The sequence below is a fragment of the Undibacterium sp. Ji83W genome, from assembly GCF_049340385.1.
Lineage (GTDB): Bacteria > Pseudomonadota > Gammaproteobacteria > Burkholderiales > Burkholderiaceae_D > Undibacterium.
Genome location: NZ_JBMPOZ010000001.1, coordinates 474,453 through 499,523, shown reverse-complemented (window position 1 = coordinate 499,523; position 25,071 = coordinate 474,453). Strand labels below are relative to the sequence as shown.

22 protein-coding genes are annotated in these 25,071 nt (G+C 50.5%); 10 read left to right on the top strand and 12 right to left on the bottom strand.

The features are described from left to right. Window positions 1–136: 136 nt before the first annotated feature. The 10 genes from ACO0LD_RS02255 to ACO0LD_RS02210 all read right to left on the bottom strand — a co-directional run bounded on the left by ACO0LD_RS02255 (window position 137) and on the right by ACO0LD_RS02210 (window position 8,883). Window positions 137–442 (bottom strand): hypothetical protein, encoded by a 306-nt coding sequence (locus ACO0LD_RS02255; RefSeq protein WP_423003288.1) that lies wholly within the window; start codon window positions 440–442, stop codon window positions 137–139. Between the two features lie 62 nt (window positions 443–504). Beyond that, the gene (locus ACO0LD_RS02250) at window positions 505–1,251 is read right to left on the bottom strand and encodes a TylF/MycF/NovP-related O-methyltransferase (protein ID WP_423003286.1); all 747 of its coding nucleotides are present in this window, start codon (window positions 1,249–1,251) and stop codon (window positions 505–507) included. A 485-nt stretch (window positions 1,252–1,736) separates the two neighbouring features. Next, window positions 1,737–3,209, bottom strand: a complete 1,473-nt coding sequence (rng, locus tag ACO0LD_RS02245) for a ribonuclease G (RefSeq protein ID WP_423003284.1) — start codon at window positions 3,207–3,209, stop codon at window positions 1,737–1,739. A 21-nt stretch (window positions 3,210–3,230) separates the two neighbouring features. Then, on the bottom strand, window positions 3,231–3,848 hold the full coding sequence (locus tag ACO0LD_RS02240) for a Maf family protein (protein ID WP_423003282.1): 618 nt from the start codon (window positions 3,846–3,848) through the stop codon (window positions 3,231–3,233). A gap of 20 nt (window positions 3,849–3,868) precedes the next feature. Then, the gene (rlmH, locus tag ACO0LD_RS02235) at window positions 3,869–4,339 is read right to left on the bottom strand and encodes a 23S rRNA (pseudouridine(1915)-N(3))-methyltransferase RlmH (protein WP_305259304.1); all 471 of its coding nucleotides are present in this window, start codon (window positions 4,337–4,339) and stop codon (window positions 3,869–3,871) included. A 98-nt stretch (window positions 4,340–4,437) separates the two neighbouring features. Next, window positions 4,438–5,187 carry a ribosome silencing factor gene (rsfS, locus tag ACO0LD_RS02230; RefSeq protein WP_423003280.1) on the bottom strand — a complete coding sequence of 250 codons (750 nt, stop codon included), beginning with the start codon at window positions 5,185–5,187 and terminating at the stop codon, window positions 4,438–4,440. Between the two features lie 3 nt (window positions 5,188–5,190). Beyond that, entirely contained in the window at window positions 5,191–5,883 is a 693-nt protein-coding gene (nadD, locus tag ACO0LD_RS02225) for a nicotinate (nicotinamide) nucleotide adenylyltransferase (RefSeq protein ID WP_423003278.1), read from the bottom strand. After that, window positions 5,874–6,773 (bottom strand): oxygen-dependent coproporphyrinogen oxidase, encoded by a 900-nt coding sequence (gene hemF / locus ACO0LD_RS02220; RefSeq protein ID WP_423003276.1) that lies wholly within the window; start codon window positions 6,771–6,773, stop codon window positions 5,874–5,876. The genes nadD and hemF overlap by 10 nt, the downstream gene beginning before the upstream one ends. A 108-nt stretch (window positions 6,774–6,881) precedes the next feature. Next, entirely contained in the window at window positions 6,882–8,156 is a 1,275-nt protein-coding gene (purD, locus tag ACO0LD_RS02215) for a phosphoribosylamine--glycine ligase (protein ID WP_423003274.1), read from the bottom strand. A gap of 1 nt (window position 8,157) precedes the next feature. Continuing rightward, window positions 8,158–8,883: a YebC/PmpR family DNA-binding transcriptional regulator gene (locus tag ACO0LD_RS02210; protein ID WP_423003272.1), complete on the bottom strand. Its 726-nt coding sequence runs from the start codon at window positions 8,881–8,883 to the stop codon at window positions 8,158–8,160. Window positions 8,884–9,013: 130 nt separating this feature from the next. On the opposite strand from ACO0LD_RS02210, the gene ACO0LD_RS02205 reads away from it, so the two are divergent. From ACO0LD_RS02205 to ACO0LD_RS02185, 5 genes are all read left to right on the top strand, one after another. Then, window positions 9,014–10,657, top strand: coding sequence for a helicase HerA-like C-terminal domain-containing protein (locus tag ACO0LD_RS02205; protein WP_423003270.1), 1,644 nt, complete (start codon window positions 9,014–9,016; stop codon window positions 10,655–10,657). Window positions 10,658–11,130: 473 nt separating this feature from the next. Further along, window positions 11,131–12,042, top strand: coding sequence for a DMT family transporter (locus ACO0LD_RS02200; RefSeq protein WP_423003269.1), 912 nt, complete (start codon window positions 11,131–11,133; stop codon window positions 12,040–12,042). A gap of 29 nt (window positions 12,043–12,071) precedes the next feature. Next, window positions 12,072–13,046, top strand: coding sequence for a quinone oxidoreductase family protein (locus ACO0LD_RS02195; protein ID WP_423003267.1), 975 nt, complete (start codon window positions 12,072–12,074; stop codon window positions 13,044–13,046). Window positions 13,047–13,057: 11 nt separating this feature from the next. Then, window positions 13,058–13,204 (top strand): hypothetical protein, encoded by a 147-nt coding sequence (locus ACO0LD_RS02190; RefSeq protein ID WP_423003265.1) that lies wholly within the window; start codon window positions 13,058–13,060, stop codon window positions 13,202–13,204. Between the two features lie 168 nt (window positions 13,205–13,372). Continuing rightward, window positions 13,373–15,628, top strand: a complete 2,256-nt coding sequence (locus tag ACO0LD_RS02185; protein WP_423003263.1) for a DUF1631 family protein — start codon at window positions 13,373–13,375, stop codon at window positions 15,626–15,628. A gap of 83 nt (window positions 15,629–15,711) precedes the next feature. Here the strand turns inward: ACO0LD_RS02185 and ACO0LD_RS02180 are convergent, their stop codons facing one another. Next, window positions 15,712–16,347 (bottom strand): DUF4136 domain-containing protein, encoded by a 636-nt coding sequence (locus ACO0LD_RS02180; RefSeq protein ID WP_423003261.1) that lies wholly within the window; start codon window positions 16,345–16,347, stop codon window positions 15,712–15,714. A gap of 455 nt (window positions 16,348–16,802) precedes the next feature. Here ACO0LD_RS02180 and pepN point away from each other — a divergent pair, with 455 nt between their 5' ends. The 5 genes from pepN (at window position 16,803) to ribA (ending at window position 24,074) form a co-directional block, all read left to right on the top strand. After that, window positions 16,803–19,481 (top strand): aminopeptidase N, encoded by a 2,679-nt coding sequence (gene pepN / locus ACO0LD_RS02175; protein ID WP_423003259.1) that lies wholly within the window; start codon window positions 16,803–16,805, stop codon window positions 19,479–19,481. A gap of 42 nt (window positions 19,482–19,523) precedes the next feature. After that, complete coding sequence (locus ACO0LD_RS02170; protein WP_423003257.1) at window positions 19,524–20,525, top strand: class 1 fructose-bisphosphatase; 1,002 nt, start codon at window positions 19,524–19,526, stop codon at window positions 20,523–20,525. A gap of 18 nt (window positions 20,526–20,543) precedes the next feature. Continuing rightward, window positions 20,544–20,855, top strand: coding sequence for a hypothetical protein (locus tag ACO0LD_RS02165; RefSeq protein WP_423003255.1), 312 nt, complete (start codon window positions 20,544–20,546; stop codon window positions 20,853–20,855). A gap of 401 nt (window positions 20,856–21,256) precedes the next feature. Continuing rightward, window positions 21,257–23,134, top strand: coding sequence for a dihydroxy-acid dehydratase (gene ilvD, locus ACO0LD_RS02160; protein ID WP_423003253.1), 1,878 nt, complete (start codon window positions 21,257–21,259; stop codon window positions 23,132–23,134). Between the two features lie 307 nt (window positions 23,135–23,441). Next, window positions 23,442–24,074 carry a GTP cyclohydrolase II gene (gene ribA, locus ACO0LD_RS02155; protein WP_423003251.1) on the top strand — a complete coding sequence of 211 codons (633 nt, stop codon included), beginning with the start codon at window positions 23,442–23,444 and terminating at the stop codon, window positions 24,072–24,074. 18 nt (window positions 24,075–24,092) lie between these two features. Here ribA and ACO0LD_RS02150 read toward each other — a convergent pair whose 3' ends face one another. Further along, entirely contained in the window at window positions 24,093–24,935 is an 843-nt protein-coding gene (locus tag ACO0LD_RS02150; protein ID WP_423003249.1) for an HDOD domain-containing protein, read from the bottom strand. Window positions 24,936–25,071 lie beyond the last annotated feature (136 nt).

The following is a 25,071-nucleotide window of genomic DNA, read 5'->3' as shown; positions in this document are numbered from 1 at the left end:
GCGGGTTAAGGTCGAGCACACTTGGCTGTATCGATTTAGCGACCATTAGTGAGTGGATCTCTCATGTGATTCCATATTGCGGGGTTAACGCCCCCAATTGCATAAGATCATTCGACTGTTTTTTGAGCAGAGTGAACTATCTTTTTTTACTTAGTTCCTTAATCGTCAGGCTGAGCATGTTGAGAGTGGCTTCTTTTTGAAAACCATTTTCAGTCAATCGCGATTTAAAACTTCTGGCAAATTGTGCTTTTTTATAGATATTCATGTCTTGCTTGAGATTGAATTGACAAATTTTCATCGTAATCAACTGCAAAGTTTCCTGTTTTTTCCAGAAAAATCTATCATTGTTCATCGCCATTTCTTGCGGCATGTCTCCTGCGATAAATTCCGCCAATTCTTTTCCAAAATCTATCGCAGCTTTTGCATTAAACCAGTTGATCATCAGGCACCTTCAAGAAAATCTACATTAAAGAGGCTGTATGGACAGCATTTTAAGTATATCAATTATTGTTTGATGACCATGCCCTGGCCCGTGGGGAGCTCAAGAACCTGATACCCCAGTTTTTCGAACCATGGGTCTTCGGCCAATTTCTGTTCTCTATAATATACCCAGCCATAGTCATCTAATATCAGTACGGCACCAGGAACCATTCTCTCGAACAGAACATCAAGGGCGCCTATTTCTGCTTGTGCATTATTAATATCCAGATGCATGAACGCAATTTTCTCAGGAGCGGCAATGGTCAGGCTGTCGGGAATATTTCCCTGAGTGATGCAGACATTGGGGAAGTCGGAAAATTTTTCCTGGACTTGTTGATATAAACTCTTGCTATGATCAGGCATGGCGTGATGCGGCATTTTTTCATCATGCTCAAACAAGTCATATAGAAAATATTTCCTGTCGGAGTTTTTCATATCCATGTAGTCACAAACGATCCTTGCCGTCGTTCCCTTATAACAGGCAATTTCGACAAAATCTCCGTCCAGCTTTGCACCATTCTTTGCTGCCCAGCATACGGTCGCGTAACGCCATATCAGTGATTGCTCCGCCAGATCACTTGTGTGTGCATAGAATGCTGCCATGAACTTTTCGTCTTCAAGAAAGCTGAGGTTGCGGTTGTATGTAAATATATGATCACCAGCAAAAATACCGACTTTGTGTTCCATTTGATCAACAGCATCCTGGATGTGTTTCATGAATAGACTGTGATCCTTAAGACCATAAAACTGGCTTGTCGTAAAATTTTGCATAAATTTATTTCCTGGTCAGCAAGCTGATATTATTGATTTTTTCGAAATGATAGTTAAGTGAAAACATCAATTTCTTTTGCTTGATTGAGTTAATTGCAAAGAGTGAGTCACTTGATGCAGCCTGCTGTTTGCATGAGCAGAGTGGCATGATTATTGATTATATATGCAAATAGGGTAACTCAGAATCACATAAAAACTGACAGGATAACCATGCCCAATCATCCAGGCTCATCTTTTTTTCCTCTTCGCTCAAAGCAAATGGCATCTTTTCTGAACGTAATGCGAGGGTTAGTGCATTGCGAATACTTAAGTAGTCTTCGTCACTCAAGCGATTTGCATTGCTCATGGATTGGTATTTATTTTCACAAACAAATTCATTTTGACTGGAGGTCGATATCTCAAAATTATGTGTAGCTAACTTTGTAGTTAATTCAGTATATTTTTGAAGTAAAGCGATAAGTACATGATTTTAATGGATAAAAAAATCACATCAAAATAATATCGTATTGCTCCTGATGAAACACACTCTCTACTTGCAGTGAAATCGGTTTGCCGATGAAATCACCCAGCATGGCCAGGTGTTGGGACTCCTCTTCGAGGAACATGTCGACCACGACTTGTGAAGCCATGATGCGGAATTCTCTGGGGTTGAATTGTTTGGCTTCGCGCAGCAGTTCGCGCAGGATTTCGTAGCAGATAGTGCGGGCGGTTTTGACCTGGCCTTTGCCGCTGCAGGCAGGGCAGGGTTCGCATAAGACATGGGCGAGTGATTCGCGTGTGCGTTTGCGGGTCACTTCGACCAGGCCAAGGGCAGAGAAATTGGATACCGATAGCTTGGTGCGGTCGCGTGACAGTGCCTTGTTGAGTTCTGATAGCACGGCGGTTTTGTGTTCTTCATTCTCCATGTCGATGATGTCGAGAATGATGATGCCGCCGAGGTTGCGCAGGCGTAGCTGGCGGGCGATGGCGTGGGCAGCTTCCAGGTTGGTCTTGAAGATGGTGTCATCGAAATTGCGGCCAGCGACAAAGCTGCCGGTATTGACGTCGATGGTGGTCATGGCCTCGGTCTGATCTACGATGAGGTAACCACCAGATTTCAGGTCGACGCGACGGCCCAGGGCGCGTTCTATTTCTTCTTCCACGCCATGCAAGTCAAACAGCGGGCGCTCGCCTATATAGTGTTGCAGCTTGCCTAGTACCGACGGCATGTAATGCGTGGCAAACTCTTGCAGCATGATGTAATTTTCACGCGAGTCGACTTGTATGCTGTCGGTTTCTTCATTGACGAAATCGCGCAAGACGCGCTGTGCCAGATTAAGATCCTGATACAGCAGGGTAGTCGGTGGCTGGGTCTTGGCTAACTGCAGTATGGTGGACCAGGTGCGACGCAGGTAATCGACGTCGGCTTTGAGGTCTTCATCCGAGGCATCTTCTGCCATGGTGCGGACGATGAAGCCACCTTTTTCTTCTGGCTGCTGCAGGTTTTGTACCTTGGTACGCAGGGCTTCGCGTTCTGCTTCGTTTTCTATCTTTTGCGAGATGCCTATATGTGAATCTTGCGGCAGGTAAACCAGCATGCGGCCTGCAATGGAAATCTGTGTCGAGAGGCGCGCGCCCTTGGTGCCTATCGGGTCTTTGACGACTTGCACAGTCACTGACTGGCCATCGAACAGCAATTTTTCTATCGGTGTCAGTGGCGCATTGGTATTGCCATTGGCATCTTGCGAACGGGCATCCCAGATATCGGCCACATGCAAAAAGGCGGCGCGTTCCAGGCCTATATCGATAAAGGCAGACTGCATGCCGGGCAAGACGCGCACGACTTTGCCCAGGTAGATATTGCCGACCAGGCCGCGTGACAATGTACGTTCAATATGGAGTTCTTGTACGGCACCCTGGAACATCAGGGCAACGCGTGTTTCTTGAGGTGTGATATTGATGAGGAGGTTTTCGCTCATAAGCTTCTCTAGTACTTCAATTTAGGGAATAAAGATACCTGCCTGGCGCAGCAACTGGCAGGTTTCAAATAAAGGTAATCCCATGATGCCAGAATAACTCCCTTTGATGTGTGAAATAAAGCGGGCAGCCGCGCCCTGTATGCCATAGCCACCGGCTTTGTCATAGGGTTCATTGCTATTGCAGTAGGCGAGTATCTGCTGTTCATCGAGCTTTGCGAAACTGACTTCAGAACATTGGGTGACAGCGGCACTGCCCATTGCAGAATGTACGGCGATGCTGGTCAGTACCTGATGTGTTTGCCCTGCCAGCATGCTCAGCATTTGTATGGCTTCTTGCTTGTCGGCGGGCTTGCCCAGTATTTGCTTGCCGAGTACCACGGTGGTGTCCGCGGCGAGCACGGGGCGTGGCAGCATTTTGCGCAGATGCATGATTTCCCATGCCTTGTCTGCTTTTTCCTGGGTAACACGGCTGACATAGGCTTCTGGTGCTTCGCCGGGCAAGACGATTTCGGTCACATCCGGCCCGCGTGGTGCGGCGTCGCGCAGCAGCAGGAGATCAAACTCTATGCCTGCCTGGTGCAGTAGTTCACGGCGTCTTGGGCTTTTTGATGCCAGGTAGATTTTATTTTCTTTTAGCATGGCGGTCTCCTTGGTATAACTTATACCCGGTGATAAGGGTGGTTCTGGGTAATTGACCAGGCTCGGTATAGCTGTTCAGCCAGTAGTACCCTGACCATGCCATGCGGCAGGGTCAGGCTGGAGATGCGTATCAGGGTATCGGCTTTGGCCTTGAATTCTGCGTCCAGGCCATCGGCACCACCGATGATGAAGACCACATCGCGGCCATCCTGCTGCCATTGCGTGAGGTTTTGTGACAGGGCGACACTGGTCCAGTCCTTGCCGCGCTCATCCAGGGCGACTATGCGGGCATTCTTGGGTATCACGGCTTCTATCCTGGTACGCTCCAGGGCCATGACGGTTTCAGCCGTTTTGCTGCCCGAGCGTTCTACCGGTTTGATTTCTTTGAGGATGACGCGGCATTCTGGCGGCATGCGTTTGGCATACTCCTGAAAGCCTGTTTCTATCCAGGAGGGCATTTTGTGGCCGACGGCGGCGATGATCAATTGCATGTTTGTGTCTGTTTGCTGCGAATAGTAGATAGAAACCTGATCAGCTTAAACAAATGGCTGCACCAGGCAGCCATTTGGATTCAAAACGAAACAGAGAATTATTCCTCTGTTGCTTTCTTACGTGCCGGAGCGCGTTTTGCTGGCGCTGCTGCAGCGTTGGCAGTGCGTTTTTCTGCCGCTTGCTTGGCGGAAGCAACTGCAGTTTTAGTTGCTGCCACTTTGACGCGACCACCAGTTGGTATCTTGGCTGGTTTGGCCGGTTTAGCAGCTGTACCATCAGCAGCTTTGCGGGCTACCGGTTTGCGTGCTGGCTTGCCATCTGCATCGCCCGTAGTTTTGGTGACGCGTGGTTTGCGCGCTGGTTTCTTTTCATCTTCCAGCGTGGTCTGGATAGCCATCATGTCATGCGTGACTTCCAGCGTAGCGGCTTTGCCAGCCACTTTGCGGACGCGTTTAGGTTTATCGCTTTCTTCTTCAGCCTCGACCTTTTTAGCGGAAGTGCGCTTTGCCGCGCCGAATTTGACAGGCTTGTCGCCCCACAGCTCTTCCAGACGGTAGTAGGCGCGGATGGCTGGCTGCATGATGTGGACGACGATGTCGCCCAGATCGACCAGTACCCATTCGCCAGTCGCTTCACCTTCCATACTGATGATAGTGCCGCCGTTTTCCTTGACTTTGTCGCGTACGGACGCGGCCAAAGCCTTGGTTTGGCGGTTGGATGTACCAGAGGCGATACAAACGCGGTCAAACAGGCTGGTCAGATGACTTGTTTCAAATAATTGTATGTCTTGTGCCTTGACGTCTTCCAGAGCGTCAATGACCAAAGTTTGCAGTTTTTTAATATCCATATTTTATTGGTAGATAGTTTGTTGTTGTAGGTAGTCTAGCACCTTGTGCGGGACTAGCAATCTTGTTGTCGGGTTATGCTGTTTTAATTCAGTACGTAGTTGGGTCGCAGATACATCCTGCGCCAGATTTCTCTCCAGATAAGTGCCACCGGCTGGCCGTGTGCGCATTTCCAGGGCGCTGATGGCATTTTTCTTCCAGATGTCAGCAATGTCGGGGCTGCTGATATCAAGGCTGAAACCCGGTCGCGAGGCAGCACACAAATGCGCTACCTCGAGCAAGGCCTGCCAATTGCGCCAGGTGTGCAAATTTTGCAACTGATCTGCACCCATGGCAAATACCAGTGATGCCTCATCGCCAACTTCTCTGCGTAGCTGGTGCAAGGTATCGATGGTGTAATTACTTTTACCCTGTTCTGCGCGGATGATTTCTTGTTCATCTATCCTGACAGGGCAGAGTTGCCAGTCTTCAAAAGCCAGCTTCAGCATGGCCAGTCTTTGCGTTGCTGTGGCTTGCAATTCATTCTTTTGCCATTGCTGGCCTACGGGAATGATGCGCAATTCATCCGGTTGCAATGCCGTCGCCAGGCTATGAGCGAGGGCAATATGCCCCAGATGCACAGGGTCAAAGCTGCCACCCAATACCAGGATACAAGGTGGTGCCGCAGTTTCCGTAGTTTCCGTAGTTTCTATACCCATTCCCGGTGTACCAGAAAGTCTGTAGCCAGTGCTGCTTCCGGGCTGCCTGCTTCCGGTTTCCAGTCATAGCGCCATTTGACGATGGGGGGCATGGACATCAGTATGGATTCTGTCCTGCCGCCAGATTGCAGGCCGAAATGCGTGCCACGGTCAAATACAAGATTGAATTCTACATAGCGGCCACGGCGATAAGCCTGGAAATCACGCTCACGCTCACCATATTTCTGGTCTTTGCGTTGCTCCAGGATAGGGCGATAAGCCGGAATAAAGGCATCACCCACACTGCGCATCATGGCAAAACTGCTGGCAAAATCCTGCTCATTGAAATCGTCAAAGAAGATGCCACCTACACCACGTGCTTCTTTACGGTGCTTCAGGTAAAAATACTCGTCACACCATTTCTTGAAGCGGGCATGCAAGTCTGCACCAAAAGGCTGGACCGCCATTTTACAGGTTTGGTGAAAATGCACAGCATCTTCAGTAAAACCGTAGTAAGGCGTCAAGTCCATGCCACCGCCAAACCACCAGACATCTTCCTGCCCTTCGGCGCGGGTGGTGAAAAAGCGTACATTCATGTGCACAGTGGGCGCATACGGGTTGCGTGGATGCAGAACCAGCGAGACACCCATGGCTTCCCACTGGCGGCCAGCCAGCTCAGGGCGGGCGGCAGCGGCGGATGGTGGCAGGTTTTTACCCATGACATGCGAGAAATTTACACCGCCACGTTCAAATACCTTGCCTTCTTCTATCACGCGCGAGATACCGCCGCCGCCTTCAGGGCGTTCCCAGCTATCCGTAATAAAAGTATGGCCATCAACTTCTTCAAGAGCCGCGACTATACCAGCCTGCAAGCCCAAGAAGTAATTTTTAACCGCGAGTGTATCTGTCATTCTGCTATCTACTCTAAAAAACGCAAGGGGTTGGACTAGTCTTTGGACTATTCTCAACCCGCTTTAAAAGATCGGTTGCGTATATCGAAATGTACGCATGATCAAGACTTAATGCTTGCGGTTCAGCGCACGCCAGCCTATGTCACGGCGATATTGCATGCCATCGAAATGGATTTTTTCCACCACGTCATAGGCATGTTTTTGTGCCAGTTTGACAGTGTCGCCCAGGCCAACCACGCATAAGACACGGCCACCGGTTACGTTCAAGGTCTTTTCATTGAGTGATGTGCCAGCATGGAAGGTAACGGTTTCTGTGGTTTCTGCAGGAATACCGGTGATCTTGTCACCTTTGCGCGGTGTATCAGGGTAACCAGCAGCTGCCATGACGATGCCCATGGCGGTACGTCTGTCCCATTCCAGTTCCACAGTATCGAGCGTGCCATTGACTGCATGTTCAACAACATGCAGCAAATCTGTCTTCAAACGTGCCATGATGGGCTGGGTTTCAGGGTCACCCATGCGGCAATTGAATTCCAGGGTTTTTGGGTTGCCCTGATCATCGATCATCAAACCAGCATACAAAAAGCCGGTAAATACGATACCATCCTTGGCCATGCCTTGCACCGTAGGCACGATGATTTCGCGCATGACGCGCGCATGCAGTTGTGGCGTCACGATCGGTGCAGGGGAGTAGGCCCCCATGCCGCCGGTATTCGGACCTTCGTCATTGTCAAGCAAGCGCTTGTGGTCCTGGCTGGTTGCCAGTGGCAAAATATTCTTGCCATCAACCATGACGATGAAGCTGGCTTCTTCGCCTGCCAAAAACTCTTCAATGACGACGCGTGCACCGGCATCACCCAGCTTATTGTCAGACAACATCATGTCGACTGCTGCATGTGCTTCTTCAGCCGTCATGGCAACGACCACACCTTTACCAGCCGCCAGGCCATCGGCCTTGATGACGATAGGTGCGCCCTTGGCATTGATGTACTCATGCGCAGGTGCCAGCTCAGAGAAAGTCTGATATTCAGCCGTAGGAATAGCATGCCTGTGCATGAAAGCCTTGGCGAAATCCTTGGAGCTTTCCAGCTGTGCAGCTTCTTTGGTCGGGCCAAAGATTTTCAGGCCACGGTCGCGGAAGAGATTGACGATGCCAGCAGCCAGCGGCACTTCAGGGCCGACCACGGTAATGCCTATGTTTTCTTGCTCGGCAAAGTCTGCCAGTGCTGCGGGGTCTGTGATGTTGATGTTTTTCAGACGGCTATCAGCAGCCGTACCACCATTGCCGGGGGCGACAAAAATAGTTTGTACACGTTCAGATTGCGCCAGTTTCCAGGCGAGGGCATGTTCACGGCCACCAGAGCCGACTACGAGTAATTTCATCTTAATCTTCTATGATGGCGTTGGTGAATACTTCTTGTACATCGTCAAGGTTTTCCAGTGCATCCAGCAATTTTTGCATCTTGATGCCTTCGTCACCGGTAAATACGGTCTCAGTATTTGGTTTCATGACGACTTCAGCGACTTCTGCCTTGAAACCGGCTTTTTCCAGGCTGGCGCGCAGGTCAGACAGGCTGAATGGTGCGCACAATACTTCTATGCCGCCTTCTTCATCGGTGACGACATCGTCAGCACCCGCTTCCAAAGCAGCTTCCATCAGGGCATCTTCATTCGTGCCCGGGGCAAAAAACATCTGGCCGCAATGCTTGAATAAAAAGGCGACCGAGCCTTCAGTACCCATATTGCCACCGAATTTACTGAATGCGTGACGTACTTCTGCCACTGTGCGTACGCGGTTGTCTGTCATGCAGTCAACCACGATGGCGGCACCGCCTATGCCATAACCTTCATAACGCACTTCTTCGTAATCTGCGCCTTCCAATGTGCCAGCGCCGCGTTGTATTGCGCGCGTGACGTTTTCTTTTGGCATATTGGCGTCAGCCGCCTTGTCTACCGCCAGACGCAGGCGCGGGTTGGAATCGACATCCTCACCGCCCATGCGTGCTGCAACCGTGATCTCCTTGATCAGACGCGTCCATATCTTGCCGCGTTTGGCATCGGTTGCTGCTTTTTTATGCTTGATATTGGCCCATTTACTATGTCCTGCCATGATCGCTCTTTCCTGAATTGACAATAGCTCACCCTGAGGGCGGCAATTTTGCCTGGCTTGGTTTTATAATGAAGACCAGTATTTTACCATAGTGGCACCAACCGACTTCCCCAAATCACCCTCCAAAACTATGTCAAAACCTTTGTTGATCGCTAAAAACGCCGAATTCGACTTGAATTTATTGTCAGACTGGGCCAATCGCCATGGTTGTATCACTGGTGCTACGGGCACTGGCAAGACCGTTACCCTGCAAACCCTGGCGCAGGCGTTTTCTGGAATTGGCGTGCCTGTCTTCATGGCAGACGTCAAAGGTGACCTGTCTGGCATGGCCAAAGCAGGTAGCGCCACCAGCAAGATGCAGCAAAGGCTGCAAGCCCTGCAAGTCGATGAACCCAAATGGCAGGCTTGCCCGGTCACATTCTGGGACATGTTTGGCAAGCAGGGTCACCCGGTACGCGCCACGGTATCTGACCTTGGTCCTTTGCTGCTGGGTCGTATGTTGAATCTCAATGATACCCAGGAAGGGGTCTTGCAACTGGCCTTCAAGATCGCTGATGACCATGGCTTGCTGCTGTTGGATACCAAGGATTTGCGTGCCATGTTGCAATACCTGGCCGAGAATGCCTCTGAATTCCAGACTGAATACGGCAATATCTCTGCCGCCAGTGTCGGCGCTATCCAGCGCTCTTTGCTGACCATCTCGGAGCAGGGCGGTGAGCAATTCTTTGGCGAACCCATGCTGAACCTGGATGACATGATGCAGACAGACGGCGAAGGTCGTGGTTTTGTGAACATCCTCGCAGCAGATCAATTGTTGCAATCGCCACGCCTGTATTCCACCTTTTTGCTATGGATGCTGTCCGAGTTGTATGAGCATTTGCCAGAAGTAGGCGATGTTGATCAGCCCAAGATGGTGTTTTTCTTTGATGAAGCCCATCTGTTGTTTGATGAGGCTCCCAAGGTCTTGCTGCAAAAGATAGAGCAGGTGGTGCGCCTGATACGCTCCAAGGGTGTGGGCGTGTATTTCGTCACGCAAAACCCGCTGGATATCCCTGATACCGTGCTGGGGCAACTGGGTAACCGTGTCCAGCATGCCTTGCGTGCATATACGCCCCGGGATCAAAAGGCGGTGCAGGCTGCGGCAGAAACCTTCCGTCCCAATCCCAAGCTCGATACTGCGGCTGTGATTGCCGAGCTCGGAGTTGGTGAGGCGCTGATTTCCTTCCTGGATGATAAGGGCAGGCCAAACATCGTACAACGTGCCCTGATCGTGCCGCCATCATCGCAGATAGGGGCGATAACGGCGGATGAGCGTCAGCAAATCATGCAAACTTCCATCGTTGCCGGTGTCTATGAAAAACATATAGACCGTGAGTCTGCTTATGAAAAACTGACGGGCCGGGTGGCTGCCCGTGCTGCTACGACGGATAAAGAAGATAGTCTGCAACCCGGCAGAAGGGATGAGCCAGCGGCTGCAGATACCAATGGCTGGGGGAATGCGCCGTCTGCACCATCCACAGCATCGGCACCGTCAGCACAATCCAGGCCAACGTTCAGTGCAGGCCGCACAGCTCAGCCTGCACAACAGCAAGAAAGCGGTGGCGGTGTGGGTGATACATTGAAAAGCGTATTCGGCAACCTGCTAGGCGGGGGAGGTTTGCGCCGCAAGGATAATGTGGTCGAAACCATGATCAAATCCACGGTCAGGACCATGGGTTCTCAGGTGGGACGCGAAATTATTCGCGGGGTACTTGGCTCTATCCTGAAAAAATAACTCAGCTTGCGCCAGAAAGTATGCGTAAGCCGACACAGCCAATAGAGATCAGTAGAGTCTAAGTACTCTGCTGATCGAAGAATTATTATTCCTGATCCTGGCTGCTGCTATTGGCCAGGCGCCTGAAAATACTGTTCAGGGAACTATCGTTTTGCTTTGGAGATATTTTTTTTGTTTGCCTTTGTGGCATATCCGGTAATGCGCGTTTAGGACGGAGTACCGGTTGATCTGCATATTGTAAGCGTGGCGTGTACATCTGGTTTTCTCCTGCGATGTGGTTCATAACAGGAAGTGTAATGAAAAATGCATTAGTTAATAGTTAGACAAAGTCAAATTTGGCAACCAAATGTAAAATTCCATGTGAAAGATTGTTAGTTCTTTTCCATGTGGGAATTATTTGCTTTCTGCCTGGCAATTTATATGTGAAATTATTGTTTTAAGCCGTGTAACAGTCGGTCTTCTTTTAGAGATTTATGCTTACTGAACAGTCGAAATTAATCGCCCGCCGCCATTACCTTATTGGTCTTGCCATCGCCTTGACAGGTGCCATCCTCTTTTCTACCAAGGCTATCGTTGCCAAACTGATTTATCGTTACAACGTCGATGCAGTGACACTGATCTGTTTTCGCATGGCATTTTCCTTACCCATTTTTGCTGCGATTGCAGTCTGGCAAATGCACAAGTCCGGCAGCTTGAGCAAGGCTGATCGCTGGCGTCTGGTGGGTTTAGGGTTGGTTGGTTATTACCTGTCGTCTTTCCTGGACTTTTTGGGCTTGCAATACATCAGCGCGGGTCTTGAGCGTCTGATTTTGTTCCTGACACCTTCTTTTGTCTTGCTGATATCTGCATTCTTTTTGAAACGCACTGTCAGCATGCTGGAATGGGCTGCCCTCTTGGTGTCTTATCTGGGTATCGTCCTGGTGTTCTTCCATGACCTTAAGCTGGGTGGTGACTATGTCATGCTGGGCTCTGCCCTGGTGCTGGGAGCGGCGATTTCTTATGCCATCTATCTGATACAGTCGGGTCAACTGGTGCAAAGGCTGGGTTCATTACGTCTTGTGTCATATGCAATGTGTGTTTCCAGTGCTGCCTGCATAGGGCAATTTTTTATTTTGCGTCCCGCCAGCATGCTGGTGCAGCCGCTTGCTGTATATTCATTGTCTATAGTGAATGCCATCGTGTGTACGGTATTGCCAGTGTTTATGACCATGATTGCAGTAAAACGCATAGGTGCGGCTACCGCATCTCAAGCAGGCATGATAGGTCCGGTATCAACCTTGTTTTTGGGAGCCTATTTCCTGGGTGAACCCATCACCAGTTGGCAAATGGCCGGGACAGTATTGGTCATGGGGGGCATGTATTTGCTGTCTGTGAAAAAGACTTAGAGATAATGAAATTCTTTCAGGAGAGATAAATGGTCAAGGCAATTCGCATACAGCAGACTGGCGGTCCGGAAGTCATGGAATATGTTGACGTCGAACTGGGTGCACCTGGCCCGGGTGAAGTGTTGGTACGCCAAAAAGCCTGCGGTCTGAATTTTATCGATGTGTATTTCCGCACTGGCCTGTATCCACAGGCATTACCCGGTGGCCTGGGCATGGAAGGGGCAGGCATCGTTGAGGCAGTTGGCGCAGATGTTAAATACGTGCAAGTTGGTGACAGGGTTGCCTATGCCGGACGACCAACCGGTGCCTATGCAGAAGCACGCATCATGCCCGCCGACAATCTGGTGCGCTTGCCCGACAGCATCAGTTTTGAAACCGCAGCCGCCATGATGTTGCAGGGACTGACGGTGCAATACCTGTTTCACCGCACTTTCCCCTTGCAAGGCGGGGAAACAATATTGTTTCATGCTGCCGCAGGTGGCGTTGGCCTGATTGCCTGCCAATGGGCACGCGCCATCGGCGTCACCATGATAGGTACTGTCGGTTCGGATGAGAAGGGTGAACTGGCCAAAGCCCATGGTTGCGCCCATGTCATCAACTACAATACGGAAAATTTTGTGCAGCGTGTTCGTGAAATTACGGATGGAAAAGGGGTGCCGGTCGTTTATGATTCCATCGGTAAAGATACTTTCATCCCGTCGCTGGATTGTCTCTCTCCCTTGGGCATGATGGTCAGTTTTGGTAATGCATCAGGCCCTGTACCCGCATTTAGCCTGGGTGAGCTTGCTTCGCGCGGTTCTCTTTTCATTACCCGACCCAGTTTAATGAGTTATACGGCCAAACGGGATGACCTGGAACAAATGGCGGCCCACTTATTTTCCATGGTGGAGGGCGGCAAAGTTAAAATAGACATACGCCAACGCTACCCTTTAAGTGCAGTGGCACAAGCCCACCATGAGCTGGAAGCCCGAAAAACCACAGGCTCCAGCATATTAATTCCCTGAAGCAAGAAAATATGACGCAAGTAACACCACCATCGAAAACCCCTTCAGACAAAGATAGCGGCAGTCCAAAATTTGGACGGCTGCTGCTGGTTCTTATTTTTGCAGTCATGCTCATCGTTGCTATTACCTTAGGCTCCGAGGCTTACTATACTAATTAAGAGCGTTTGAACATCTGGCAGAGCTGTTTTGCAGCTTTGTTGTTTTACTGCACTGTTCCGTAAGATTCTGGCATTGCGCAAGCCTGTAGGGCTTGGCAGAATGCAAGTTTTTGGGCGCGAACGCTGGCGTCTGAGTTTTTGATAACCTGACCATAATAAAAAAGAGCGATGGATACCATTCCACTAAATACTGCTGCCAAGACGAGCGAATTTTCCAGCTCTAGCCGTTTGCTGATATTGCAAAGTCTGGTGCCTATCGCCACCAATCTGGTTTCTTCGCAAATTGAGGCATTTACCGGACGCCTGACTGAAGCTTTGTTCAAGCTGTCTGACCAGACCATCAGGCCGGAAGAGGTTGCCACCAGTTTCGCTGCTTACCAGCAATTAAAACGTAATGGCACGACCTTTTATCGCCTGGTTGCGGGGCAGGTCAATGCCGCTCTTGCCAAAGAAGTCAGCGTCGTCAATACCCGCAAACGCGCCAGGACTGATGAAGGCAAGCAGGATTTTTCTCTTGTCAGTTTTGAAGAGATGGAAAGCAAGGTGCTCAGCCGCAATTTGAGCCAGTCGCTGGAAGTGACAAATGCAGAGCAACTGGTTTCACTGAATGTGCGTATAGGCCATGTCTTGCGCCGTACCCCTATCAGTGTTTCGCAAAACCCGTTCCGTCCGGAATTATTTGTCAAAGCTGTCCATCAGGCATGGATGGAACTGGAGCCCAATCCTGACACCCATCACCTGATATTGCGTCTGTTGCGGCCAGAATTATTCCTGCAACTGGGCACGATCTACCGTGAACTGAATTTGGCCCTGGTTGAGCGCGGTATCTTGCCCGACCTGAATGATGGTTACCGTAATAAGCAAAAAAAGAACATGATGTCTGGATCTGACGATATCAGTAACCGCGACCCTTATCTGGAAAATAAGCTGCGTAATATTTTTTCTGGTAATGCGCCCACAGGTAGCTTTGGCAACACCGTTACTGGCGGTGGTGGTGGCAGTACGACCATGGATGGTGGGGGCATGCCCTTCAATGGCGGGCAGGATGCTGGCGGAGGTGGTGGCGGCTTTGGCGGCGGACATTCTGGTGGCAATGGGGGCGGCGGTATTGGTGGTAGTGCCAGCAGCGGTAACGCGCCAGACATGGTCACCATAGACAGGCAATTTTTTGATTACCTGACCAGTGTGCAGAGAGATTTCTCTGCCAATCCCATGCCCACCGATACGGCACATTTGCGGCAATTATCGCAACAGCCAAATGCCGGTGGCCTGACCCATATAGATCAAAGCACGATAGAGTTGCTGGCGCGTATTTTTGACTATGTCTTTAACGATAACAGCATACCGGCTGACATAAAAAACCTCATCAGTCAGCTTCAAATACCTACCTTGAAGGTGGCATTGCTCGACAAGGATTTCTTTTTCAAGGAAAACCATCCGGCACGGGTATTGATAGACACACTGGCTAAATCCAGCGTCTTGCTCAATAGCGACGCCTCGGCAGAGGACCCGCTCTATCAAATGATAGAAGGCATTGTTGAACGTGTGCAGCAGGATTTTGACCAGCAGATAGAGTTGTTCTCTGACGTTGTTGCTGACCTGGAGGCCTTCCTCAAGGACGAAGAGCAGCAAACCGAAGTCGCCATCAGCGAGCCGGTAGCCGTCGCGCTGAAGCAAGAGAAAATGCGGCTGGCGCGCGAGTTTGCCGAAAACGATGTCGCCATTCGGGTAGAAACCGGTGAAGTCGCAGGTTTTCTGGAAATCTTCCTCAGGGAGCAATGGATCAGGATTTTGACGATCTCCCATAACGTCAAGGAAGAAAAGCCCAACGCCCTGGAAAATGCCCTGCGGACGATGGATGACCTGATCTGGAGCCTGAAGCCCAAGAACAGCGCAGAAGAGCGCAAGGAGCTGGTCAGCAAACTGCCAGCCATGCTGTCTTTGCTGAATGCCTGGCTCAATGCCATCAAATGGGATGAGCCAGAACGCGTCATCTTCTTTTCCAAACTGGCTGAGCGCCATGCCGGCATTGCCCGTGCACCCCTGGAGTTTTCACCGCGCCGCCAGCTTGAAATCGCGGTCAATATCGCCCAGCGCGCCAGCGAAAAACGCCTGAACCGCCATGTACAGGATCAGATAGAGCAGCCAGTAGATGAGTGGGCGCGCGTCATAGAAACCATGGAGCGTGGCATTTGGGTAGATTTCACCAGGCCAAATGGTGTCACTACACGCTTCAAACTGGCCTGGGTCAGCCCCAAACGTACCCGCTACATCTTCACCAATCGCCAGGGCCACGATGCATTTTCAGTGTCGAGCGAAGAACTGATTACCCAGTTCCGCGAGGGCAGGGCGATACAGATAGTTGCTGAATCTGTAGTTGACCGGGCTTTGGTCGAGGCGTTGCGTGATCCACCAGCAAAGTAAATGAAGGGATATGAATACTAAAGAGGCAGGCAATGCGCCTGCCTCTTTTTTTAAGCTCGCCAGGGTTTGTTCCTGACAGCGGGCTAGCTTTCTACTTTGAATTCCACCTTGCTGGTGCTGCCGTTTTTGCCAGGGAAGTCCTTCAGCGCACTATCCATCAGATAAGGCATATAGAGTGAAATTTCCTCATTGTCTTGCTCAGAACTGGTTTTGATGTCGGCCAAGACCTTATTTTTCCCCATCTCAGAAATACGTATCTGTAACTGATGCAGATAGGTACTGCGCACATACATATCCAGGGCACCTCTTGGGTAGTATGGCCAGGTCGAGAAAGTTGGGTAATACAGGTAATTGCGGCGGTAAATGCCGCGACTGAAATGCAGTCCCCAATACGGATCATAAATGCCGGGTTGCCAGAACAAGCTGGGCTTGACTTCCCTGATGGTAGTGGCATAACGCAATTCCACCTTCAATGCAGGCGTAGCTCCTGCGCTGATTTCCTTGAAGCCCAAGGTTTGCAGGCGGGTTCTCAGCAAGTCTTCATATAGTTTATGTTCAGGGTTGTTTTCTTGCCCCGGCGCACGTTCAAAGATATAAGATTTGTCTTGCGTGGTGCCTGGCCATTCGTGAAATACACTGACCTGACTGGTAAATGTCGTTGCGCATCCACCCAGCAACAGAGTGCAGGCCAGGGTAAGTAATAAGCTGAACTTTTTCATTTTGCTGCTCCTTCAAACAATTTTTTACTATAGTTCCATGATATGCCTGATTAAGAAAACTTGTTGCTCTTACTGTAACGGGTTGTATCGACTTTGTTACTATTAGGACTTACGCAAAACCGCCCCAGCTGCGTTGCGGCTCCTAGCCGTACTAAAGTACTGTCTTCGTCGCCGACGCCTTGCTGGGACAATTTTGCGTAAGTCCTAACTATGTGAGTTTAGTTTTGAAAAAGCGAATGATCGCTGATTTGACTGAAGCTGGGTACGTCACATGTTTTATGCAGCCAGTCAGGATGAATCTGTAAAAATTTCACGGTTTTAACAAACTTTCTGCCTAAATTTGACTCTATTCAAGAGACTTTTATCCCCGTACTGACACAGCTTGGTAAAATGGCGGTCTTTGCAGGGTTCAAAAGACTTTGTCATTCAACTTATTTTCGCGAGATATTCCATCCATGCGTAACGATATTGCCAGCAAACCAGAGACAATTTTCCGTAAAGACTATGTAGCCCCGGGATTTTGGGTAGATACGGTAGAGATGGGTTTCGACCTTGATCTGAGTGCCACCCATGTAGCCACCCGCATGACCATGCGCCGCAATCATGACAGCAGCGAGAAAGACCTGGTCTTGTTTGGCGAATCCCTGAAATTGCTGCAATTGCGCATGAATGGCGTGAACCTCAAAAAGTCCGCCTACAAGATAGAAGGCGAGACCCTGCGCATTGCCAATGCCCCGGACGAAGTCACGCTGGAAATCGAAACCCTGATCAATCCGCTCAAAAATACCTCTTTGTCCGGTCTGTATGCGTCCAACGGTAATTTCATTACCCAGTGCGAGGCAGAAGGTTTCCGCAAGATCACCTGGTTCCCGGACCGCCCTGATGTCATGGCGAAATATACGGTCATGCTGCGTGGCGACAAGAAAAAATTCCCTGTGTTGCTCAGCAATGGCAATCTGATAGCAGAAGGTGACCTGGGTGATGGCCGCCATTTCGCCAAGTGGGAAGACCCGTTCAAAAAACCTTCTTACCTGTTCGCCCTCGTGGCTGGCAAGCTGGTTTGCCAGGAAGAAAACTATAAGTTGAAATCTGGCCGCAAAGCCTTGCTGCAAGTTTGGGTAGAAGACGGCAATCTGGATAAAACCCAGCATGCCATGGATTCCTTGAAGAACAGCATACGCTGGGATGAAGAGCGCTTTGGCCTGGAGCTGGACCTTGACCGCTTCATGATCGTTGCCACTGGTGACTTCAATATGGGCGCGATGGAAAACAAGGGCTTGAATATCTTCAATACCAAGTTCGTGCTTGCAAATCCATCTATCGCTACTGACGTTGACTATGCAGGCATAGAATCCGTCGTTGGTCATGAATACTTCCATAACTGGACAGGTAACCGTGTCACTTGCCGCGACTGGTTCCAGCTATCCTTGAAAGAGGGCCTGACTGTTTTCCGTGACCAGGAATTTTCTGCCGATCTGGTCGGCACAGCCACTGGCCGTGCGGTCAAGCGCATAGAAGATGTACGCCTGCTGCGCCAGGTACAGTTCTCTGAAGATGCAGGCCCGATGGCCCATCCTGTACGTCCTGATTCTTTTGTAGAAATCAATAACTTCTACACCGTCACGATTTATGAAAAAGGTTCAGAAGTCGTGCGCATGTATTACACCTTGCTGGGCCATGATGGCTTCCGCAAAGGTATGGACCTGTATTTTGAACGTCATGATGGCCAGGCGGTTGAATGTGATGACTTCCGCGCTGCCATGGCAGATTCCAGTGGCCGTGACCTGACTCAGTTTGAACGCTGGTATAGCCAGGCTGGTACGCCACGCGTGAAGGTGGAAGCGACTTACGATGCAGAAGCACAGACTTATTCCATCACTCTGAGCCAGTCTTGCCCGGCTACACCAGGCCAGGCAGAAAAACTGCCTTTCCACATCCCGGTTGCCATGGGATTGCTGAGTGCAGATGGCAAAGATATTCCTTTGCATAGCGCTGCTTACGAAGCACAGGCTGGTGCGACCAGCCTGGTGCTGGAATTGACAGAAGCCAGCCAGACTTTTGTATTTACGGGTGTTACAAGCAAACCAGTACCATCCCTGTTGCGCAATTTCTCTGCACCAGTCGTGCTGGAAATCGACTACAGTGATGAAGAGCTGGGCCTCTTGCTGGCCAATGACAGTAACCCGTTCAATCGTTGGGAAGCGGGCCAGCGTCTGGCTACACGTCGCCTCGTCAAACTGACGACTGCAGTACAGCAAGGTGAAGAGCTGAGCCTGGACAGCATGTTCATCGAAGCCCTGCGCGCTACCCTGAACGATGCCAGCCTTGACCCGGCTTTCCGTGAACTTGTCCTGACACTGCCATCCGAAGCCATGATTGCTGAAGAATTCAAGGTCGTTGATCCACAAGCCATTCATACAGCACGCCAGTTTGCCCGCGCCACCATCACAGAACATCTGCGCGCTGATTTGCTGAGTGCTTACGAAGGTCATCTGACCCCAGGCAAATACAGCCCGGATGCACAGTCCATGGCTAAACGTGGCTTGAAAAACCTGGCCCTGTCTTATCTGCTTGAATGGTCCGACGAATCTACTTTTGAACTGGCGAAAACCCAGTTCGATGAAGCAGAAAACATGACTGACCGTCTGGCCGCGCTGACCACACTGACTAACTTCAGTGGCAATGACAAGCAAGCCAAATCGGCAGCCAAGTCCTTGAAAGCCTTTTATAAAGACTTCAAGAAAGAAGCCTTGGTCATCGACAAATGGTTCATGTTGCAGGCAACTGCACGTACCACTGATGTTGCCAAGGTGCGCGAATTGATGACACATCCGGCCTTCACGCTGAACAATCCTAACCGTGCGCGCAGTTTGACGTTTGCTTTCTGCAATGCCAATCCATCCCGCTTCCACGCCGCTGATGGCAGTGGTTATGCCTTGTGGGCAGAACTGGTGATTGCGCTCAACAAGCTCAATCCACAAGTCGCAGCACGCCTGGCACGCAGCATGGACCGCTGGAAAAAATATCCAGAAAGCCTGCAAACGCATATGAAGGCTGCACTGCAAAAAGTAGCAGATACCAAGAAGCTGTCGAAAGACGTGCTGGAAGTAGTCAGCAAGGCACTTGCGTCTTAAGCAAACAATTTACAAGAATTACTGAAAAATCGAGAGATCAACATGAAACGTGTAAGCCTGACCCAGTACCTGGTCGAAGAGCAGCGCCTGAATAATTCGATACCGGCAGAACTGCGCCTGCTGATCGAAGTCGTCGCACGCGCCTGCAAGACCATCAGCCATGCAGTAGGCAAGGGCGCATTAGGTGAAGTGCTGGGCACCGCCGGTAGCGAAAACATCCAGGGCGAAGTGCAAAAGAAACTCGATATCCTGTCGAATGAAATCCTGCTCGAAGCCAATGAATGGGGCGGACACCTGGCAGCCATGGCATCGGAAGAAATGGAAAGCATACACCCGATACCGAACCGCTATCCGCAGGGCGAATACATGCTCTTGTTTGATCCACTCGATGGCTCCAGCAATATCGACGTGAATGTCTCCATCGGCACCATCTTTTCGGTATTGAAAGCACCAGACGGCATGGGCAAGCCAACCGAGCAGGATTTCCTGCAACCCGGCAGCAAGCAAGTCGCCGCTGGCTATGCCGTATATGGTCCGCAAACAGTATTGGTACTGACAACAGGCAATGGCGTCAATTGCTTTACACTCGACCGTGAAATGGGTTCCTGGGTACTCACACAACGCAATATGCAAATCCCGGAAGACACCAAGGAATTTGCCATCAATGCTTCCAACACACGTCACTGGTATCCACCAGTCACGCGCTATGTCGATGAAATGCTGGCAGGCGGCACTGGCCCACGCGGCAAGGAATTCAATATGCGCTGGATCGCCTCCATGGTCGCTGACGTCCACCGCATCTTGAACCGCGGCGGCATCTTCATGTACCCGGCCGACAAGCGCGAACCAGACAAGGCAGGCAAGCTGCGCCTGATGTACGAAGCCAATCCCATGTCTTTCATTGTTGAGCAGGCTGGCGGCTCATCGACTGACGGCAAGCAACGCATGCTCGATATTCAGCCAGAAAAATTGCACCAGCGTGTAGCGGTGTTCCTGGGTTCAAAAAACGAAGTGGAAAGAGTGACGCAATACCATCAGGAATGATAAGAATGGATGTGAGATATGTCGCGACAAGTAGGTGATCTGGAAGGTGAAATCATCTTGCGCAAAGCAGAGCGCAGGCTGAATGCCAAGGCGACTTTGTCCGAAATTTACCGACGAGGCCCAAATGCAATTTACATCGGCTTGGCGGCAGTTGCTGCATACTTTTTTCTGAAGCCACTGCCCATTCCACATTTGCTTGTGATTTTTTTGGTTTTTCTGGTCAGTGTTGTGGTCGAGGTATGCCTTGAGCTTTATACGGTTCACAAAAAATTGAATGCCGCCATTGAATTGTTGCAATTGCAGGAAACCACAGATAGCGACATCTCTTGATATTTGAATTCGGCTTTACAGTATTGTAAAAAACGCGAAGTGTGAGCTTCGCGTTTTTTTATGTCTTCGCGTATTTGAGTAAAGACCTCTCAACACAGAGGCACGGAGGCACAGAGGTGCACAGAGAAACCCAAAGCCCTTTTAAAAGTATTAGGTTTTCTCCTGCCTTTCTCTGTGGTGTAGCAGGGAATTCGAGCGGGACGCGCAGTCTGGCATGCCACTCGCCTGCGTAACGAAGACTTCTTGCAAGAAGTCTTTCCTTCCTCCGTGCCTCTGTGGTGAGTTTTTTTGGTTTAATACTTAATTCGACCTAATTCTCAATAAATTCCATATTTGACATATGATTATACGAAGCGCATGCTGATATAACATTTTCATTTATCGCCCGCCTGGAGTCAGACATGCCTGTATACCGTTCCCGTACCACCACCCATGGCCGTAATATGGCCGGTGCCCGCGCTCTGTGGCGTGCGACTGGCATGAAAGATGGTGATTTTGATAAGCCTATCGTCGCTGTCGTTAATTCTTTTACCCAGTTCGTGCCGGGTCATGTGCATTTGAAAGACCTGGGCCAGATGGTGGCGCGCGAGATTGAAGCTGCTGGTGGTGTTGCCAAGGAATTCAATACGATAGCCGTGGATGACGGCATTGCCATGGGCCATGGCGGCATGTTGTATTCGCTGCCTTCACGCGAACTGATTGCTGACTCGGTCGAGTACATGGTCAATGCCCACTGCGCTGACGCCATGGTGTGTATCTCCAACTGCGACAAGATCACTCCTGGCATGTTGATGGCAGCAATGCGCCTGAATATTCCGGTTGTGTTTGTATCTGGCGGCCCGATGGAAGCCGGCAAGGTGCTGGAGACTTTGCATCCCAAGCAGACTGGTGAACAAAGGATCATGAAAATTGATCTGGTTGATGCCATGATCAAGGCCGGTGACAGTAGTGTCTCAGATGAAGAGATAGGCCGTATAGAGCGTTCTGCCTGTCCTACCTGTGGTTCATGTTCTGGCATGTTCACGGCAAATTCGATGAACTGCCTGACCGAAGCACTGGGTTTGTCCTTGCCAGGCAATGGCACGATTTTGGCGACACATGCGGACCGTAAGGAGCTGTTCCTGCGCGCTGGCCGTTTGGTTGTTGAGCTGGCCAAGCGCCATTATGAGCAAGATGATTACTCCATCCTGCCACGCTCTATCGCCAACAAGGCGACCTTTGAAAATGCCATGGCGCTGGATGTATCCATGGGTGGCTCTACCAATACCGTTTTGCATTTGCTGGCTGCTGCGCATGAGGCTGGTGTGGATTTCAAGATGGCAGATATCGACCGCATCTCACGCAAAGTACCCTGTCTGTGCAAGGTTGCGCCTATGACCGATAAATATCATATCGAAGATGTGCACCGCGCTGGTGGCATTATCTCTATCCTGGGCGAACTGGCACGCGCTGGTTTGCTCGACACTACTCGCCCGACCGTGCATAGCCCGACCATGGCAGATGCAATTGCGCAAAACGATATCGCCGTGACTGACAATGCTGCGATACGCAAGCTATTCAGTGCTGCGCCAGGCGGTGTACCTACCCAGACTGCCTTCTCGCAAGACAAGCGCTTTGACAGTCTGGATATTGACCGCGAAGCTGGCTGCATACGCGACAAGGCCCATGCTTATTCGCAGGACGGTGGTCTGGCGGTCTTGTATGGCAACCTGGCAGAAAAAGGCTGTATCGTTAAAACCGCAGGCGTCGATGAAAGCATCTTGAAGTTCACCGGCAAAGCCCGTGTGTTTGAAAGCCAGGACTCTGCAGTCGAAGCCATCCTTGGCGATACCGTGCATGAAGGTGATGTCGTCATCATCCGTTATGAAGGCCCCAAAGGCGGCCCCGGCATGCAGGAAATGCTGTATCCGACTTCCTACATCAAATCCAAGGGCCTGGGCAAAGCCTGCGCTTTGTTCACTGATGGTCGTTTCTCGGGCGGTTCTTCCGGCCTGGTCATCGGCCATGCCTCGCCAGAAGCTGCCGAAGGTGGGACTATTGGTTTGGTAGAAGAGGGCGACATCATAGAAATCGATATTCCCGCCCGCACGATCAATCTCAAAGTCAGTGACAGCGATCTGGCGCAGCGCAGGGCGGCGATGGAAGCACGTGGTCCACAAGCATGGCAGCCAGTAGACCGTGAGCGCTATGTCTCACAAGCATTGCAGGCCTACGCCGCTTTGGCAACATCAGCTGACCGTGGCGCGGTCAGGGATATCACACAGTTGCAGCGTAAATAAGAGCGTAGATAAGGCTGTAGATAAGGTTGCAGATACGAGCAGTCTTATCTGCTTGCAAAGCTAAAGGGTATCCTGTTATCAAGGGATACCCTTTTTAAATTGTGGAAACCCTCTACATGCCTGGCTACTTGCTTTCTGGCATGCAGACCATACATATTGCCCAGTGCTGGAAAATAAGACGATCGTTCACCGCAGCAAGTAGGAAATGCGCGTCTCGTTTATACTCTAGTCTGGGCTGGCCTGTTTTACACGCCAGCCAGGGTATTAAGCCCGGCAATAATCCATAAAAAGAATCCGCGAGAATTGTATGTTAAGCAATGACCAGCCTGTCAAATTAAGTGAGCAGGCCTTGGAATATGTTGATTCCTGTAATCTGCCCACAAGCTGGGCGACTTTTCGCATGCATGCTTTTGTCGAAACGGCAACGGGCAAAGAGCATATTGCCCTGACTCTCGGCGATGTGGCTGATGGCCAGCCCGTGCTTGCGCGCATACATTCAGAATGCCTGACTGGTGACGCCTTGTTCAGTAAACGCTGTGACTGCGGCCCGCAACTGGAACTGGCCCTGCAGAAAATTGCCCAGGAAGGGCGCGGAGCTTTACTCTATTTGCGCCAGGAGGGCCGCGGCATAGGTTTGCTCAACAAGGTACGTGCCTACCATCTGCAAGACCTTGGAGCTGATACTGTAGAGGCCAATCAAAAATTGGGTTTTGCTGCCGACCTGCGCGACTATAGCCTGTGCGACCCCATGCTCAAACATCTGGGCATAGAGTCTGTACGTCTGATGACCAATAACCCGCGCAAGATTTCTGCGATGGAAGGCATGAACGTCAAGGTGCAGGAACATGTTCCCCTGATCATCAAGCGCAACCCGTTCAATGAGCGCTATCTGGCAACCAAGGCGACCAAGCTAGGGCATTTGATACAGCCTGATTTGTAAAGATCTGACAACACTGGTTTACACCTCGACGGTGTCTTGCAGCTTTTCAAATTCGCTGGCGGCTTCTGCCAGCACTTCATCCAGCAAAGCCTGATCCAGCCCCAGGCTTTCCCACGATTGCCCTGTGATTTCTGGCGGTGCCAGATCTGGCGTGGTCGTCACTCCTAGCGCGTGAGCAATACCATCTGCCACATGGATGATGGTTGCCAGAAAACCCAGGCCAGGCTTTTCTGGATGATGATGACCAGAGATAGCCTTGATCATCACTTCTGAAAAATTCCACTGTGTCGCCAGGGTTTCTCCGACCATGGCATGATCAATTCCCAATATCTGCTTCTCGGCTTCATACTGTGTCGTTTGCAGTCCCTGCCTTTGTGCCAATACTGTTTCATAGGCTTCGGTATAGCAGGTCGCCAGCACCAGGGCACCTATATCGTGCAACAAGCCCGCCGTGAAGGCGACATCGGTATTGAGTTTGAGCCGGCGGGCGAGGATGCGGGCTGCAATGGCAACCGCATTGGAATGTCGCCAGAATTCTTTATGGTCAAACCCCCGGCAATTATTTTCAGGAAAGCAGCCTGTCAATGCGGCTGTCATGATGATTTGTCGCACCGTACTCAAGCCCAACAATGAAATCGCCTGTTGTACCGTCGTGACCTTGATCATGGTGGCGTAATAAGGCGAGTTGGCATAACGCAGGGTCTTGGCTGTCAGCGCCATGTCATGGCTGACTTTTTGCGCCAGCTCATGCATATCCAGTTCTTCATTGTCGATGTTATTCAACAATTCCATGACGATGGCAGGCAAGGTGGGCAAGTCTTTGACGCTGTCAATAATCTGGGCAAGAGAGATGGGATTCATAAATCTGACTCCTTTGAAGAATATTTCTTATAGCTTGCCAGAAATATGGAGAATGAACTTGCATTTTTTTTATCTGTGTCAATTTGCTACAAAAAAGCAGAAAAATAAACTTTGAGGCTCAGGGGCCTTTTAAGCA

Bases quoted from the DNA above. Each gene is read 5' to 3' on its own strand.
- purD (WP_423003274.1), bottom strand. From the start codon at position 8,156: ATGAAATTACTCGTAGTCGGCTCTGGTGGCCGTGAACATGCCCTCGCC.
- ACO0LD_RS02185 (WP_423003263.1), top strand. From the start codon at position 13,373: ATGGATACCATTCCACTAAATACTGCTGCCAAGACGAGCGAATTTTCC.
- ACO0LD_RS02180 (WP_423003261.1), bottom strand. From the start codon at position 16,347: ATGAAAAAGTTCAGCTTATTACTTACCCTGGCCTGCACTCTGTTGCTG.
- ACO0LD_RS02195 (WP_423003267.1), top strand. From the start codon at position 12,072: ATGGTCAAGGCAATTCGCATACAGCAGACTGGCGGTCCGGAAGTCATG.
- ACO0LD_RS02200 (WP_423003269.1), top strand. From the start codon at position 11,131: ATGCTTACTGAACAGTCGAAATTAATCGCCCGCCGCCATTACCTTATT.
- ACO0LD_RS02150 (WP_423003249.1), bottom strand. From the start codon at position 24,935: ATGAATCCCATCTCTCTTGCCCAGATTATTGACAGCGTCAAAGACTTG.
- ACO0LD_RS02250 (WP_423003286.1), bottom strand. From the start codon at position 1,251: ATGCAAAATTTTACGACAAGCCAGTTTTATGGTCTTAAGGATCACAGT.
- pepN (WP_423003259.1), top strand. From the start codon at position 16,803: ATGCGTAACGATATTGCCAGCAAACCAGAGACAATTTTCCGTAAAGAC.
- ACO0LD_RS02255 (WP_423003288.1), bottom strand. From the start codon at position 442: ATGATCAACTGGTTTAATGCAAAAGCTGCGATAGATTTTGGAAAAGAA.
- ilvD (WP_423003253.1), top strand. From the start codon at position 21,257: ATGCCTGTATACCGTTCCCGTACCACCACCCATGGCCGTAATATGGCC.
- ACO0LD_RS02190 (WP_423003265.1), top strand. From the start codon at position 13,058: ATGACGCAAGTAACACCACCATCGAAAACCCCTTCAGACAAAGATAGC.
- hemF (WP_423003276.1), bottom strand. From the start codon at position 6,773: ATGACAGATACACTCGCGGTTAAAAATTACTTCTTGGGCTTGCAGGCT.
- nadD (WP_423003278.1), bottom strand. From the start codon at position 5,883: ATGGGTATAGAAACTACGGAAACTACGGAAACTGCGGCACCACCTTGT.
- ACO0LD_RS02210 (WP_423003272.1), bottom strand. From the start codon at position 8,883: ATGGCAGGACATAGTAAATGGGCCAATATCAAGCATAAAAAAGCAGCA.
- rlmH (WP_305259304.1), bottom strand. From the start codon at position 4,339: ATGCAATTGATCATCGCCGCCGTCGGCCACAAAATGCCCTCCTGGATA.
- ACO0LD_RS02170 (WP_423003257.1), top strand. From the start codon at position 19,524: ATGAAACGTGTAAGCCTGACCCAGTACCTGGTCGAAGAGCAGCGCCTG.
- rng (WP_423003284.1), bottom strand. From the start codon at position 3,209: ATGAGCGAAAACCTCCTCATCAATATCACACCTCAAGAAACACGCGTT.
- ACO0LD_RS02205 (WP_423003270.1), top strand. From the start codon at position 9,014: ATGTCAAAACCTTTGTTGATCGCTAAAAACGCCGAATTCGACTTGAAT.
- ACO0LD_RS02240 (WP_423003282.1), bottom strand. From the start codon at position 3,848: ATGCTAAAAGAAAATAAAATCTACCTGGCATCAAAAAGCCCAAGACGC.
- ribA (WP_423003251.1), top strand. From the start codon at position 23,442: ATGTTAAGCAATGACCAGCCTGTCAAATTAAGTGAGCAGGCCTTGGAA.
- rsfS (WP_423003280.1), bottom strand. From the start codon at position 5,187: ATGGATATTAAAAAACTGCAAACTTTGGTCATTGACGCTCTGGAAGAC.
- ACO0LD_RS02165 (WP_423003255.1), top strand. From the start codon at position 20,544: ATGTCGCGACAAGTAGGTGATCTGGAAGGTGAAATCATCTTGCGCAAA.